This is a genomic window from Lysinibacillus sp. NPDC093216 (genome assembly GCF_050280325.1).
Taxonomy (GTDB): Bacteria; Bacillota; Bacilli; order Bacillales_A; family Planococcaceae; genus Lysinibacillus.
This window is the reverse complement of the sequence record NZ_JBNNVB010000021.1, coordinates 19,843-34,989: the sequence shown is the minus strand read 5'-3', so window position 1 is coordinate 34,989 and position 15,147 is coordinate 19,843. Positions and strand designations below refer to the sequence as shown.

12 protein-coding genes and 1 pseudogene are annotated in these 15,147 nt (G+C 37.2%); all 13 read left to right on the top strand.

Annotated elements, in window-relative coordinates:
* Window positions 1-46: 46 nt before the first annotated feature.
* The 13 genes and pseudogenes from ACQKOG_RS19625 (at window position 47) to ACQKOG_RS19565 (ending at window position 14,672) form a co-directional block, all read left to right on the top strand.
* Window positions 47-1,669: a lactate permease LctP family transporter gene (locus tag ACQKOG_RS19625; protein WP_427448041.1), complete on the top strand. Its 1,623-nt coding sequence runs from the start codon at window positions 47-49 to the stop codon at window positions 1,667-1,669.
* 112 nt (window positions 1,670-1,781) lie between these two features.
* The gene (locus ACQKOG_RS19620) at window positions 1,782-2,147 is read left to right on the top strand and encodes a hypothetical protein (RefSeq protein ID WP_427448039.1); all 366 of its coding nucleotides are present in this window, start codon (window positions 1,782-1,784) and stop codon (window positions 2,145-2,147) included.
* Window positions 2,148-2,337: 190 nt separating this feature from the next.
* Window positions 2,338-3,567, top strand: a complete 1,230-nt coding sequence (gene allC / locus ACQKOG_RS19615) for an allantoate deiminase (protein ID WP_427448037.1) — start codon at window positions 2,338-2,340, stop codon at window positions 3,565-3,567.
* 23 nt (window positions 3,568-3,590) lie between these two features.
* Window positions 3,591-4,394, top strand: coding sequence for a (S)-ureidoglycine aminohydrolase (gene allE, locus ACQKOG_RS19610; RefSeq protein WP_370076479.1), 804 nt, complete (start codon window positions 3,591-3,593; stop codon window positions 4,392-4,394).
* 78 nt (window positions 4,395-4,472) lie between these two features.
* Entirely contained in the window at window positions 4,473-5,522 is a 1,050-nt protein-coding gene (gene allD / locus ACQKOG_RS19605) for an ureidoglycolate dehydrogenase (protein ID WP_370076477.1), read from the top strand.
* Between the two features lie 17 nt (window positions 5,523-5,539).
* Window positions 5,540-7,297, top strand: a complete 1,758-nt coding sequence (locus tag ACQKOG_RS19600) for an acyl-CoA synthetase FdrA (RefSeq protein WP_427448028.1) — start codon at window positions 5,540-5,542, stop codon at window positions 7,295-7,297.
* The gene (locus ACQKOG_RS19595) at window positions 7,297-8,562 is read left to right on the top strand and encodes a DUF1116 domain-containing protein (RefSeq protein WP_427448026.1); all 1,266 of its coding nucleotides are present in this window, start codon (window positions 7,297-7,299) and stop codon (window positions 8,560-8,562) included. The genes ACQKOG_RS19600 and ACQKOG_RS19595 overlap by 1 nt, the downstream gene beginning before the upstream one ends.
* The gene (locus tag ACQKOG_RS19590) at window positions 8,559-9,329 is read left to right on the top strand and encodes a DUF2877 domain-containing protein (RefSeq protein WP_370076471.1); all 771 of its coding nucleotides are present in this window, start codon (window positions 8,559-8,561) and stop codon (window positions 9,327-9,329) included. The genes ACQKOG_RS19595 and ACQKOG_RS19590 overlap by 4 nt, the downstream gene beginning before the upstream one ends.
* Window positions 9,330-9,334: 5 nt before the next feature.
* The gene (gene arcC, locus ACQKOG_RS19585) at window positions 9,335-10,267 is read left to right on the top strand and encodes a carbamate kinase (protein ID WP_370076469.1); all 933 of its coding nucleotides are present in this window, start codon (window positions 9,335-9,337) and stop codon (window positions 10,265-10,267) included.
* A 978-nt stretch (window positions 10,268-11,245) separates the two neighbouring features.
* Entirely contained in the window at window positions 11,246-11,860 is a 615-nt protein-coding gene (locus tag ACQKOG_RS19580) for a hypothetical protein (protein ID WP_402872814.1), read from the top strand.
* 118 nt (window positions 11,861-11,978) lie between these two features.
* Window positions 11,979-12,857: pseudogene (locus ACQKOG_RS19575) on the top strand (phosphotransferase family protein).
* Between the two features lie 432 nt (window positions 12,858-13,289).
* Entirely contained in the window at window positions 13,290-13,652 is a 363-nt protein-coding gene (locus tag ACQKOG_RS19570; RefSeq protein WP_370076463.1) for a DUF4259 domain-containing protein, read from the top strand.
* 144 nt (window positions 13,653-13,796) lie between these two features.
* Window positions 13,797-14,672, top strand: a complete 876-nt coding sequence (locus ACQKOG_RS19565) for a hypothetical protein (RefSeq protein WP_402872820.1) — start codon at window positions 13,797-13,799, stop codon at window positions 14,670-14,672.
* Window positions 14,673-15,147 lie beyond the last annotated feature (475 nt).

The following is a 15,147-nucleotide window of genomic DNA, read 5'->3' as shown; positions in this document are numbered from 1 at the left end:
TCTAAATTATTTTTGAAATTAACTACTTTAGAAAGAAGTGACAACGATGTGGTATCAACAATATAATCCACTTGGAAACGAAATAGTGAGCGGAATTATAGCCTTTCTTCCTATTCTTTTATTTCTACTAAGCTTAACAATCTTTAAATTAAAAGGGGTTTATGCAGCAGCATTAACTTTAGGTGCTACTATCATCATTTCAGTCGGAGTCTTCGACATGCCGATCGCTAAAGCCTTCGGGGCAATTCTCCTCGGAACAGGCAAAGCACTTTGGCCAATCGGTTATATCGTCATTATGGCTGTATGGTTGTATAAGATTTCTGTACAAACCGGTAAATTTGAAATTGTACGTGGTAGTATAGCGAATATTACAGAGGACCAAAGACTTCAATTATTGCTCATTGGCTTTTGTTTTAATGCCTTCTTGGAAGGAGCGGCAGGATTAGGTGTTCCAATCGCTATTTGTGCAGCATTACTTGTGACTCTTGGTTTTCATCCAATAAAAGCAGCTGGACTTTGCCTCATCGCCAATGCCTCTACAGGTGCATTCGGTACTGTTGGAATTCCGGTTATTACAGGTGCCGAAGTTGGAGGTATGGAAACATTAGATCTTTCAAGAATGACGGCATTGATTTTACCAATGATTTCATTTCTTGTACCATTTCTCCTCATCTTTATTTTAAATGGCCTCAAAGGAATAAAAGAAATATTCCCAGCTATTTTTCTTGTCAGTAGTGTATTTTCAGTGCTTCAACTACTAACGATTGCTACTATAGGGCCTGAGCTTGCGAACATTATTCCATCTTTAATTAGTATGGTGGTGTTAGCCGCATTTTTAAGAAAATGGCAACCTAAAACGATTTATCATGAACCTGGGGTAGAAGTAACAGGTACTTTAAAAAAATATACTATGAAAGAGATTTTGGTAGCGTGGTCACCATTTTATTTGCTTACCGGTGTCATAGCTGTTTGGAGCTTCCCTGCATTTAAAAATTTATTCGTAGATGGTGGTGCACTGGATTTTACAACTATAGCTTTGAAAATTCCTGGACTACATGATGAAATCATTCGTACACCACCAATCGTAACAGAAGCAAATTCTATGCCAGCCATCTTACAATTTAACTTTGTTTCTGCAACAGGAACGGCGATTTTATTGGCAATCATTTTAACCAGTGTGCTTTTTCCTGCGTTAAACATAAAACAAACCGTAAATTTACTAGGTGACACCATTAAAGAACTGTGGTTACCGATTTTTACGATCGTTCTTGTCATGGCTTTCGCAAATCTATCTGATTTTTCTGGACTTAGTACATCTTTAGGACTGGCGCTTGCAAAAACGGGTGACTTCTTTCCATTTGTGAGCCCAGTATTAGGTTGGATTGGTGTCTTTCTCACTGGATCTGTTGTTAATAATAACGCTCTATTTGGTAGCTTGCAGGTAGTAACTGGAACGCAGATTGGGATTTCACCACCCTTACTGATGGCAGCCAATACAGCTGGAGGAAGCGTAGCAAAATTGATTTCACCACAGTCTATTGCTATTGCAGCAGCAGCCGTTAATCAGACCGGGAATGAATCAAAAATCTTTCAATATACATTACGATATAGCTTAGGGTTGCTTCTTCTCGTTTGTATCATGACACTTTGCTTATCATTTTTCCTATAATGATTTGAAAATGAATACACCGCATGGTAAATCAGAGTTTTCTCATTGATTTACTATGTGGTTTTGTTTTTATGTTTGGATAAATTCAGTGCCCTTTAACTGATGTTGCTGATTGGAGTCACTAGAAAAGCTGGAACTTGCTCCGAAAATAATAAATCCGATCGCTTCTCACGCCTGCCTGCTTGAGAAGATCGTCGCAAAAACGTCGAGTTCCGCCGCTAACCAGGAGAAGAACGCCGCTAAAACATCGAATTCCGCCGCTAACCAAGAGAAGAACGCCGCTAAAACATCAAGTTCCGCCGCTAACCAGGAGAAGAACGCCGCTAAAACATCAAGTTCCGCCGCTAACCAAGAGAAGTCCGCCGCTAAAACATCGAATTCCGCCGCTATCCAAGAGAAGAACGCCGCTAGAACATCGAATTCCGCCGCTAACCAGGAGAAGAACGCCGCTAAAACATCAAAATGCGCCGCTAACTAAGCCTAGACGTAATCGGAGCCAACAACTTTATTTTTTCATTCTAGACATTTTGCCTTTAATCTAACAAACATCTTAAATAAATTTGTTGATAATGCATAAAAAGACCATCCATTATTGTTCGTTATGTCAATGAATGGTTGTGAGTAAGCTCCTATAATAAAGGTGAGTTAGAGGAAGGAGTGAAAGGGTAATGGATATTCAATCAACTTTTGAATCGTTAGATAAGAAATTCACCAGTTTTGGTGGTTTACAACAAGGTGGAATTACACGTCTATTATATTCTCAAGAATGGAATGATGCTGTTCGTGAGCTGGAAACAACATTCATAGAAGCAGGATTCGAAGCAAGTTTCGACGATATCGGCAACTTAACTGGGCGACTTATTGGAAGTAAATATCCAGAAGAAACGATTTTAACGGGATCACATATTGACACAGTAGTTGAAGGTGGTCATTTAGATGGGCAATTCGGCATCTTATCTGCACTTGTGGCTGTGAGTTATTTAAAAGATAAATATGGTCAACCCCTCCGATCATTAGAAGTATTATCGCTTGCGGAAGAAGAAGGTAGTCGATTCCCTTACACATTTTGGGGTAGCAAAAACTTCTTTAACTTAGCTAAAAAATCGGATGTCGACACAATTGAAGATGCTGAAGGTATTAAGTTCGAAGATGCGATGCGCAAATCCGGCTTTGATTACCGAAAAAATACTGACGTTCGTAATGACATCAAAGCATTTGTTGAATTGCATATTGAACAAGGGAAAGTGTTAGAGACAGAAAACAAAATAATCGGTGTGGTCAATGGAATCGTCGGCCAGAAACGGTACACAATCAACTTAAAAGGCGAAGCGAACCATGCTGGCACAACGCCAATGTCATTACGTCGCGATACAGTTGTTGCCTATAGCGAAATTGTCACAGATTTAACGAAACGTGCAAGAGAAATTGGAGAGCCACTTGTGTTAACGTTCGGCCATGTCGTACCTGTTCCAAACACAGTAAATGTAGTTCCTGGAGAGATTTCGTTCTCAGTAGACTGTCGTCATATTGATCAACAACTATTAAATGATTTTGCGACAGAAATCGAAGACAAAATTAAAGCAGTCGCTACCGCAAATAACATGACTTATGACATTCATTTGTGGATGGATGAGACACCAACATTGATGGATGAAAAAATCGTTCAAATAATTGAACAAGCAGCCAAGGATAATGTAGGTGATCAATATAAAGTGATGCCATCTGGTGCAGGACATGACTCACAAATATTTGCACAATATGTTCCAACAGCCATGTTGTTTGTACCTTCTATAGATGGAATTAGCCACAATATAAATGAAGAAACGAAGATAGCTGACCTCGTTAAGGGGATTGAAGTATTGATAGATGTATTGTTTGAACTAGCGTATAAAGAATAAATAATGTGAAGGAGTCAGAAATTATGGGTTACATAAATCTAAATCAAGGATATAGAGAAGGTTTATTAGAAACACGTTCCGTGATTAAAAAAGATAATTACGCGTTAATTACACCAGACGGCTTAGTCAACAATGTTGTACCTGGCTTTAAAGATTGTGACGTAACAATCTTAGGATCCCCACGTTTAGGTGCAAGATTTGTAGATTACTTAATAACAGTAAAAAACCAAGGCGGAAACACAACTGGTTTCGCTGGTGATGGTATTCAATCATTTGTATACGTTGTCTATGGCAATATCAACGCTTATGCGGATGGTAAAAAATACGAACTAACGGAAGGTGGGTACTTATATGTACCTCCACACTTACAGTTGACGTTTGAAAATAATAATAACGGTGAAGATAGCCGCTTATTCCTATATAAAAAACGTTATCAGCCACTTAAAGGGCACCCATTAAAAGGGCATACACCGGAAATTATTTCAGGTAATGTGAACAACATTAAACAAGAAGCCTATGAAGGGATGAAAGAAGTATTAATCCAAGACTTATTACCAAAAGAAATCGGCTATGACATGAACATTCATATTCTTTCATTCAAACCAGGTGCTTCACACGGTTACATTGAAACACATGTTCAAGAACACGGTGCTTACGTATTAAGTGGACGCGGTATGTATAACTTAGACAACGAATGGATGCCAGTTGATAAAGGAGACTATATCTTTATGGGCGCTTATGTGCCGCAAGCAACTTATGCAGTTGGTTTAGATGAACCATTCTCATACATTTATTCGAAAGATGCGAACAGAGACATTGACCTATAAAGAGAGAGTATCAATAAATATTAGATTATTTAGAATCTGACAAAATATTTTATTCATGTAAGAGAAGGAGCTGACACCATGCGTGTATCGAAGGAAGAACTGTTTAATTTAATGAAACAAAAGTTTATGAAAGCGGGATTAAATGAAGGAGCGGCTCATGATGTTTCTGACGTATTAACATACGCTGATCATAGAGGCATTCACTCCCATGGCGCTGTCCGTGTTGAATACTATTCTGAACGAATTGCAAAAGGTGGTATTACAGCAAATCCAAATTACACATTTGAACAAACAGGACCAGCATCTGCTGTTTTTGATGGGGATAATGGTCCAGGTCACCAAATCGCAAAACAAGCAATGGAAAAAGCGATTGACATGGCCAAAAAATCGGGTGTTGCTGTTGTTGGTATGAAGCATATCTCGCATAGTGGTGCATTAGGTTACTTTGTTGAAATGGCAGCAGAACAAGATATGGTTGCTTTAAGTATGTGCCAATCAGATCCAATGGCCGTGCCATTCGGAGGAACTGAACCTTATTTTGGTACAAATCCAATTGCATTTAGTGCACCATCTGCTGATGGTCGTATCATTACATTTGATATGGCGACAACGGTCCAAGCATGGGGCAAAATTCTAGACGCAAGAAGTAAAAACGAATCTATTCCAGATACATGGGCGGTCGATGCAACAGGTGCACCGACTACGAATGCAAGAGATGTACATGCACTCCTGCCAATTTCAGGTCCAAAAGGGTATGGCTTGATGATGATGGTGGATATTTTATCTGGTAGTCTTCTTGGAGTCCCACATGGTGTACATGTTTCTTCCATGTATCAAGACTTAACAAAAGGACGCGATTTAGGTCAACTTCATATCGTGATTAATCCTGCGTATTTCACAGATTTAGATGCTTTCAAACGACAAATTTCAACGATGCTTGATGAATTAAAAGTGCAGAAAGCGGCAGAGGGATATGGAGAAATTTATTATCCAGGTGAACGCGGTAAGTTAAGAAGTGAGGAATATGATAAGGAAGGTATTGAAATCGTAGACGACATTTACAACTATCTTGTGTCAGACGATGTACATTTCGATCGTTATCACGGAAAAAATAGATTTGCAGAATAATAAAATGGAGGAACATCATGTTATATACAATTATAAAAGAAAACACTTATAAGGACTCCATCGTGTTAATGCTTTTATCAAACAAGTTATCTGCAATTGATGGTGTGAACAAAGTATCAATCATGATGGGAACACCGGCAAACAAAGACATTTTTAAATCGTCTGGCTTAGGCACGGATGAATTAGAAAAAGCCAAGCCAAATGATATCGTTATCGTTGTAGATACTGATCAGGAAGAAAAAGTAGACGAAGTGAAAGAAGAGGTAGAGATCGCATTAAAAGGTGAGTCTGATTCTCAAGATGCGTCTAAAGGCCAAGAAGCACATAATTGGAAACGTGCATTGGAGCTTGCGAACAATCCGAACTTAGCATTAATTTCAATTCCTGGTCAATATGCAGCAATGGAAGCGGAAAACGCACTGAACGAAGGTTTACACGTTTTCATGTTTAGTGACAATGTTGCTAAAGAAGACGAAGCGAAATTAAAACAAAAAGCGCATGAAAAAGGATTATTAGTGATGGGTCCAGACTGTGGTACTGCACTCATTCACGGCGTACCTCTTGCCTTTACAAATAACGTAAACGAGGGCGATATTGGTATTGTTGGCGCATCAGGTACAGGTATTCAAGAAGTGACAACAATCATTGATCGCTTTGGTAAAGGTGTAACGAACGCTCTTGGTACAGGTGGACGTGATTTATCGACGGAAGTTGGTGCCATCACCATGTTAGATAGCATCAAAGCATTAAACCAAGATCCGAAAGTAAAAGTGATTACTGTGATCTCCAAACCACCTGCAGAGGAAGTAAAGCGCAAAGTATTAAACTTATTAAGAAATATTGATAAACCAGTTGTTACATTATTTTTAGGTGACAAACCTTCCTATCAAGAAGAGAACATCTATCATGCTTATACCCTAGAAGAAGCTGCAGTTGTAGCTGTCCAATTATCCAATGGGGACCAACCTAATTTCAAACCGACAACAGCTGAAAATGTAAACGTTTTATTAAAAGAATCACAAGTTGGTATAAAAGGTTATTATTCAGGCGGTACATTAGCAACTGAAGCAGCCATGCTAGTGAGAGATGCTTTCAAAGATACAATAACGGAAGAAAAGAACGATCGTTATATTTTAAAAACAAAAAATCATGAAATCATTGACTTAGGTGATGATGAGTATACAAAAGGTAAACCACACCCGATGATTGATCCTGAAAATCGTATCGCAGTGCTTGAAAAATCTGTCAACGACCCTGAAACAGCCGTAATCATGATTGATAACGTCATCGGTAACGGTGGTCATGCAGATATGGCAGGTGAACTAGCACCAACAATCAAACGTTTATTGGACAATGCACATCAAAATGGTCGTCAACTTGCAGTGCTTGCAACGGTTGTTGGTACTGCACAAGACATCCAAGGTTACGATAAACAAATTGACACTTTAAAAGAGAGCGGAGCCATTATCTGCAAGACAAATGACCAAATGGTTCGTACGGCTATCCAACTTGTAGGCGGTAAAGTGGAACTACCAAGTGTTGATGTACAAAAATTTGACTATACACCAGAAAACTTAGCGGTAGATGAGAAAATTATGTCCTTCATCAATATGAAACCAAGTGTTATTAATATTGGTCTAAAAAGCTTTACGGAAGCTGTTCAAAACAGTGGCTCTGATTGTGTCCAATTTAACTGGCGTCCGATTGCTGGTGGCGATGAGAAGTTAATGAAAGTACTTCAATTCTTAAACTATTATGAAGGAGGTACAATCTAATGGATTACAAAACAATAAATGAAGCGAACGAAGCCGTTATCCAGAAAATCATTGTAGCAGCACCTTTCTTAACGGATGTTGTACCTGCTAAGTCTGTGATTCCTGAATTAGTAGATTACGTGTTATTACACGCTGGACCTCCAATTAAATACGAAAACATGACAAATCCTATGCAAGGTTCATGTGTTGGAGCAATCTTGTTTGAAGGATGGGCAGAAGACGAAAAGGGTGCACGTGACTTACTTGAAAACGATAAAATCAAATTCATTCCCTGTCACCATGTGAATGCAGTTGGGCCAATGGGTGGTATCACTTCACCTAACATGCCAGTACTTGTCGTTGTTAACAAAGAAAGTGGGAACGAAGCGTACTGTCAAATGAACGAAGGGATTGGAGCCGTATTACGCTTTGGCGCCTACAATGAGCAAGTAATCAACCGTTTACATTGGATGAAAGATGTATTAGGTCCCGTATTAAGTAAAGCGTTAAAAACATTTGACGAAGGCTTGAATGTTAACGTATTGATTGCTAAAGCTATTGCAATGGGTGATGAATTCCACCAACGTAATATTGCAGCGTCACTTGCATTTTTAAAAGAACTATCTCCAGTCATTTCAGCATTAGAAGACGTTGACAAGGAACAATGTACAGAAGTAATCCAATTTTTAGCAGACACAGACCAATTTTTCTTAAATATTGCAATGGCGACTGGTAAAGCGATCATGGATGCAGCACGTACAATTGAACACGGTACGGTTGTTACGGCTATGTGCCGAAACGGTGAAAACTTTGGTATCCGTATTGCGGGGATGGGAGACGAATGGTTTACGGCTCCTGTTAATACGCCGCAAGGATTATACTTTACTGGTTATTCTGCAGAAGATGCAAACACAGATATTGGCGATTCAGCCATTACAGAAACAATCGGTGTTGGCGGAATGGCGATGATTGCAGCACCTGCAGTTACCCGCTTCGTTGGTACAGGAGGATTTAATGATGCGCTTGAAATAAGTAATCAAATGACTGAAATTTGTATCGGCGAAAACCCGAACTATGTCATTCCAACTTGGGACTTCAAAGGCGCATGTTTAGGGATCGATGCACGGAAAGTTGTTGAAACGGGAATTACACCAGTCATCAATACAGGGATTGCCCATAAAATTGCGGGTTATGGTCAAATTGGTGCTGGTACAGTCCATCCGCCAATCGAATGTTTTGAGAAGGCAATCACGGCATATGCTGAAAAGCTAGGTTTTAAAGGATGATATTACAAGCAAGTGCGGTTGGTCCAATCGCACTTGAATTATTGAATGAAGGAAACACCTTTACCGTGCACAGTATTTTTGAAAAAGGTTTGAATATGGTTGATAGAAATGGTGAATTGATATTCGCTGGTACCGACGAAAATGGGACATTTCCGTTCGGGATCTTGCTTGATCGTCAAACTAAACAAACGATAAAGACTCATATTAGAGTAGGCGATACATTAACATTTCATAATAATCGTCTATTTCATAACAGTTTTGAAATGGTGTTTAATGTAAAAATACTACCGTTATATATGGATTTTGAACATGCAAATATAAATAGATTAAAAGAAAATTTCAAATACATTTCATTTGCATCATATGAATCAACAGATTTTGAACGAGCACGTGTGTTGGCCTTAATCAATAGATTACATGATCCAACCCAAAATCTTGAAAAGACATTCCGTTATTTTATTGGACGTGGACAAGGTTTAACACCAACTGGTGACGATATACTTGTCGGCATATTATACGGGCATTTTCTAAATAATTTTATCGAACATAAACATCTTGAAACTTTAAAAGCTTTAATCAAGGAACCTTTAACGACCATTGTCAGTAAGCGCTTTTTAACTTGTGCTTTAGATGGTGTATTTAGTTCGAAGATTACAGCATTACAGCATGATCCATCCTTAGAAAGCATGAAAAGTCTAATAGAAGTTGGCTCTTCATCTGGGATGGATACGTTATATGGCATTTATATGTCGGTAACTAAGGAGTGAAAGAAATGGGGAAAAGCGTAGTTATTGCATTGGGCGGCAACGCAATTTTACAGCCAAAGCAAGAAGCAACTTATGATAATCAATTCAAAAATGTAGTGTCTGCTACACGCCATATGATTGAAATGAAACAAGCGGGGCATAAAATCGTCATTACACACGGCAATGGTCCGCAAGTGGGAAATATTATTGCTCAAAACGAAGCGGCTAAAAATGTAGTCGAACCACTACCAATCCATGTTTGTAACGCAGAATCACAGGGGTTCATTGGTTATATGATGGAAACAGCTTTAAAAAACCATATTAATGAACGAGGCATTACTTCAAATGTGGTGACATTGTTAACAATGGTTGAAGTCGATAAAGAGGATCAAGCATTTGAAAATCCGACTAAACCAATCGGTGTATTTTTTTCAGAAGAAGAAGCGAAACGTTTAGAAACACAAGGCTATACAATGTTAGAAGATGCAGGGCGTGGATACAGACGAGTTGTACCTTCACCAGAACCACAAGTGATTCATGGTATAGACGAAATTAAACGTTTAATCGATGATACGATTGTTATTTCATCCGGTGGTGGTGGTATCCCTGTATATCGTGAAGATACTGGTCAATTACAGGGTATTGAAGCGGTGATTGATAAAGACCGTTCAGGATTAAAGCTTGCCCAACAGGTAAATGCGGAAGTTTTCATGATGTTAACAGATGTACCAAATGTCTATATCAATTTCGGGAAAGAAAATGAGCAGAAATTAAGCCAAATTACAATAGAAGAAGCTGAACAATACGTTGCAGAAGGACAATTTCCACCAGGTAGTATGCTACCAAAAATGCAAGCAGCTATTGAATTTGCAAAATCAGGGAAAGAGGCAATTATTTGTTCATTGGATCAAGCAGTAGCTGCATTAGAAGGAAAAGCAGGTACACGCATAACACAATAAGCTTATTTATAAGTATGATTCAAGGACCGTCTTTGAGTAAGTTCAATGCTTACAAAAGTTCTTGTTAGCTGCAGAACAAAGAGAATAACTGGACAACACCTTAAAAAGCGCAAGAAATCAATTTTAGAAACGTTGATTTCTTGCGCTTATTTGATATTTATTATTCTTTAGTTTTATCTTCTTAACTAAAGTCGTACTAATAGAGAAAATTTTAAGCAATAAAGGTTCATTTGAGTCAAATGCAGCGTGTGAAGAGTTACTATTCCGTGTTCACTTTTTTGTAGGAGGACTAGCTTCTTTATACCAGGACTGGTTCGCAGGGAAATTTGAATGCACTTTAGAAGAACTAACCGAATCCGTTAGCCGTATGATGATACAAGGGTTTCAATCGTATACTTTTAAATAAAACGACCTTCCTGTTTGGTTTATAGTGCAAGAAAAGAAGTTAGGGTGTCATTGAAACAACAAATCGAGGGCTACCTTTATATAAAAGGATAGTTAGCTTTATTAAGATGGTAAGAGGCGAAGAAATTCGTCTCTTTTTCATTGTACACTCGGCATACGTAGGAATTATAGGGTGGAAGGTTCAGAAGCGGGAAGACAGTGGTAGTGGTTAGCCGATAGCAATGGGCCTGTGGTGATGCGGAATCAGAAGGCAAAGACATGCCTGAGGAACACAAATCTCATAGAAGCTTGGGATGACGGGTGAGTGTCCACTATCAACACGAAAAATGATCTTAGCGTGAATGCAAAGCTCGCTGTCTTTTTTAAAATTTTTTAAGAAAAATGCTAATTTCTCGGGGTTCGAACAAATGTTCCTATCAAGGTGAATTCTAGCTAAATAGGGAAGTCAGTAAGTTAGAGTGCTGTTTAACTTGTGTCCAACAATCGGACCATTTAATAAAGTATAATAAAGTAATACATTAAACATAGGAGTAATATGAAATAATACATGACAAATTGATTGGAGGAGTAAAAATGCAAGGCTTTAAACGCTACTGCTCGTTTGTAATTCTTATCTTGTTGTTAACAGGGTGTGCGGGTGTGGAAAAAGATAAAACGTCCTCAAATGCGAAAATAACCATTGAACCATATAACATGAGTGAAAAAGAAAGTCTGCTTATTAGCAAATCGGGAGTAGGGCATATTGAATTTTTTAAACTAAATGGCACTTTAGCTGAAGATGATGATTTGCAAATCTCAGTGGAAGTATTTGAAAAAGGTAAGTTTAAAGAAGAATTGCTAAAAACCTGGGATAACCCCGAAAAAAATTATAAAGATATTCTCATTTCGTTTGGAATAAGTGACTTTAACGATGAAGTTCGTCCCTTAAAATTGATATCTGGCATACCTTCTGGGCTTGTTACAACGAATTATTCAAATAACATGACGACTTCTTCTTTCAGTAATTTAGTAAGCGAAAAGGTTACTTTAAAGAAAAACAAACCTGTTTATTTAGCGGCATGGCTAGGCACTACAAAAAATGAGCTGCGTTCTGTAGGAAGCGAAAATGGCGAATTACCTACCGGCATTGCAGAAGTTGAGCTCGCATTTTTATACAGAGTTTTATGGACTGATAAAGAAAAGAATTAACATTAGCAGTAATCGGGCCATTTGATGGAGTAAGACTTCCAAAAATAATGAATATATATGTTATTATTTTTAGAGATTGTGAAGAAGATAAACGGTACAGAAATGGGGGTTTTTTCGAATGGATATGTTGCAACAAGTAATAGATAAATTTAAGTTGAATGTGTTAGCAGTCGAGAACGTTCCTCAGTCTTTTAGTTCGACTGTATATAAAATCAAGCTAATTGATCATCGTACGGTATATATATAAATTCCTTATTCCCAAGCAAAACTTGAACGTGAGTATACTGTACTTAAACGATTACGCAATGAGCTACCTGTACCAGAAATGTTAGACTTTTGGGAAGGTAATGAGGATGTCACTGGTGCTTTATTATTATCCGCAATTAACGGTGTGCCGATTACAGAGAAAGTGGATACAGCTTTAGCTTATGATATCGGAGTACACCACGGAATTCTGCATGCAATCGTTCCAAATGAGCAGGATTTCAAAAGTTCCGTTCCCAATGTATATGGTCAATGGTCTGAGTTTATTAAGCGACAATTTTATTCCTTTGCAGAAGATGTAAAAGAAGTGATTGATCCTCGTTTATACGAACAATCATTGAAGCATTTTGACCGTCAACTGAAATTACTTCCATCTCCAGATGGACCTAGTTTTATACATATGGATTTTCGACCAGGTAATATTTTAGTTCATGAAAATCAAGTAGCCGGCATCATTGATTTTGAAAGTGTCCGAATTGGCGCAACCGAAATGGACTTTACAAAAATTAATCGTGATATTTTCATGAAATATCCTGGAACAAGGGATGCGTATCAAAAAGGCTATGAGTCCATTCGTCCACTTATTGATTTACAAGAAGTTTTACCGTTTTATCGCTTTATCGATGCGTTTAATTCAATTGGTTGGTGTAAAAGAAGAGGTATCGAAAAGCATCAAACTTTTTTACAGGAGAATTTAGCATATTTAAACGTTTTTTTTACGAACGAGGGATAGTTGAAAGAGAATTATCAAACGTCAATAACTGAGGATCCATGTATAAAGCTCTTTCTTATATTTCATTATTCAACAATCGGGAGCTATTGTTGAATAAAACTAGATTTTCAAACCACTATTATTGTTTTATTGTTATATTTTTTAGTATAGTGAAGTACCTTATACGATAATTAAATAACTTTATTGTCTTTTTACATTTTCTTTATCAGTAGGATCTGTTTTAATTTGAACTATACCTTATAAACTTAATCAACTTATAAAATGGTTCCAGTATTGTTCTGGAGCCACTTTATTTAGGATCGCTTGCTTGCTAACAGGGATTTGAAAGAAGTAGAAGAAGTTTTTTTCATGTAAGGGTAATTAGTTGAATGATTTCTTAAGTCGATTCTCTTACATAATAATGCTAAGAGTAAAAAACTAAGAGGTGATTAAATGGGGACTTGGGGAAAAGGGATATTTGATGATGATACTACTTGTGATGTGAGAGATGATTTTATTGATTATTTGGAAGAAGGAAAAACCGTTGAGGAAGCAACTCAAATAATCTTAGAAGAATATTCGGATGAATTTAGTATTGAAGATGACCTGGAAGTAATGTCTTTAGTATATATCGGTTTAGCAGCAATACAACTAGATAGAAAATGTCTTCAAGAACAAGTATGTAACAATGCTATTGGTTTAATCGAACGTGGTGCAGATCTTGAACTTTGGGAAGAAGCAGATCAAAAAGGTTATGAAGAACGGAAAAGAGTATTGAGTGAGTTTAAACAAAAACTACTTAATTATAAGTTATAAGGACTGTCAATAGACGGTCTTTTTTTATGCCTTTAAGTGTCGCAACTCAAGAGTTGTGGATTGGATCCTTCTTCAACGAACGGAGCAGGATAGTTGAAGAAGAATCGGGAAAGATACTTATAAAGAAAAGGTAGGTGGGTTTTATTGAAGAAAAAACTCTACGTCCTTTTTTGTATCCTATTTCTCGTAAATATTACTGTTGTTTTTGCGAAGCAAGAAGTACCTAACCAAGATTTTATTAATAAGTATTTTTTTGATGTTAATTTAATTAATTCAGCTAGCCAAATGACTGAAACAAAGAAGAATATCAATCAACCTTTTTTGGAACAATTGATGAAACATTCATTAGAGCATAATGATGTCCATAACATTAAAGTTGAAAATAATTCTGGACTTCAGCGTGTTTTCAGTATCAATGATGGTTTTCAAGAACGTGTACTCAGAAAAGTGGTTTACTGGCTTAATAACTCTGTCCGAGTGAATGGAACAATCGAGGTATCTTTAGATAATCCATCCAATAAATTGACGTTAAAAATGGCAAATGATGAAGAGATCACCATTGAACCCGCTTATATATGTGTAGTTGACAATAAACGCAAAACCTGCACGGCTAAAGAAGGGGAATTAATCGTTTCGGGAAACGGAAAAAAAGTGCGATCAAAGTCACAATCTCTTTATGATTGGCTCATGGTTGGCTGGAGAAAAGAATTGGACGAAGCTACTAAAGAAGAGTTACTTGAAGAAGCACTGTTTACACGTTATTTATATCATTTGGGCCCATCTTATTCGGAATTTTTTATGTGTCCAAAAATCAAAATTGAACCCATTAATGGAGATCCTAGGAGACATCTCATTTTTGCCAGTGCTTTAAACTATTCAGGACACCACGGAGGAGATTATGATAAACTTACTTTTTCTGTAAGGGACTCTAACCTAACAGGGTTACAAGTGACAAACGTAAATATAAAGAAACATATTTCGCAAGAAGAAAGCGAAAAACAATGCCGAACGTTTGATTAAATATAGTTCTTACGAAAAGGGGTGTTTCTTTCTGCGAAGGGAGCACGTTTTTTTATTTGAGTTAACAAAGTGATAATAAGTTTGTGAAAAATTGTACTTAAACGAACGGGGTGCTTTAGTTAATTATTCGATTTATGAAAAATCAAACAAAAAACAGAGTTGATTCTACACATTTTGTAGATTAACTCTGTTTTTATGTTATATCATCAATATTTTTTTAGAAAACAGCCTAAAAGAAATATGGCTATCAGGTGTCGAATGGAAAAATTCAGGGAATACATTTGTTATAATTATTGAAATGGAGGCCCATGCTCACTTTTTTTATGAGATGGAAAAGGGGATTTAAAATATTTTATTTTGAACTTGAAGCCTAGTTCAACCGTTTTACTGTAACCGATGTAGTATAGATATTAAACGCCTCCGTTCAGTTAAGACATTCTATCCAACTTGTTAAAGACTATTGATAAAGAGATAC

Excerpts from the sequence above, each read along its gene's own strand:
- ACQKOG_RS19625 (WP_427448041.1), top strand. The coding sequence starts at position 47 with ATGTGGTATCAACAATATAATCCACTTGGAAACGAAATAGTGAGCGGA.
- allC (WP_427448037.1), top strand. The coding sequence starts at position 2,338 with ATGGATATTCAATCAACTTTTGAATCGTTAGATAAGAAATTCACCAGT.
- allE (WP_370076479.1), top strand. The coding sequence starts at position 3,591 with ATGGGTTACATAAATCTAAATCAAGGATATAGAGAAGGTTTATTAGAA.
- allD (WP_370076477.1), top strand. The coding sequence starts at position 4,473 with ATGCGTGTATCGAAGGAAGAACTGTTTAATTTAATGAAACAAAAGTTT.
- ACQKOG_RS19600 (WP_427448028.1), top strand. The coding sequence starts at position 5,540 with ATGTTATATACAATTATAAAAGAAAACACTTATAAGGACTCCATCGTG.
- ACQKOG_RS19595 (WP_427448026.1), top strand. The coding sequence starts at position 7,297 with ATGGATTACAAAACAATAAATGAAGCGAACGAAGCCGTTATCCAGAAA.
- ACQKOG_RS19590 (WP_370076471.1), top strand. The coding sequence starts at position 8,559 with ATGATATTACAAGCAAGTGCGGTTGGTCCAATCGCACTTGAATTATTG.
- arcC (WP_370076469.1), top strand. The coding sequence starts at position 9,335 with ATGGGGAAAAGCGTAGTTATTGCATTGGGCGGCAACGCAATTTTACAG.
- ACQKOG_RS19580 (WP_402872814.1), top strand. The coding sequence starts at position 11,246 with ATGCAAGGCTTTAAACGCTACTGCTCGTTTGTAATTCTTATCTTGTTG.
- ACQKOG_RS19570 (WP_370076463.1), top strand. The coding sequence starts at position 13,290 with ATGGGGACTTGGGGAAAAGGGATATTTGATGATGATACTACTTGTGAT.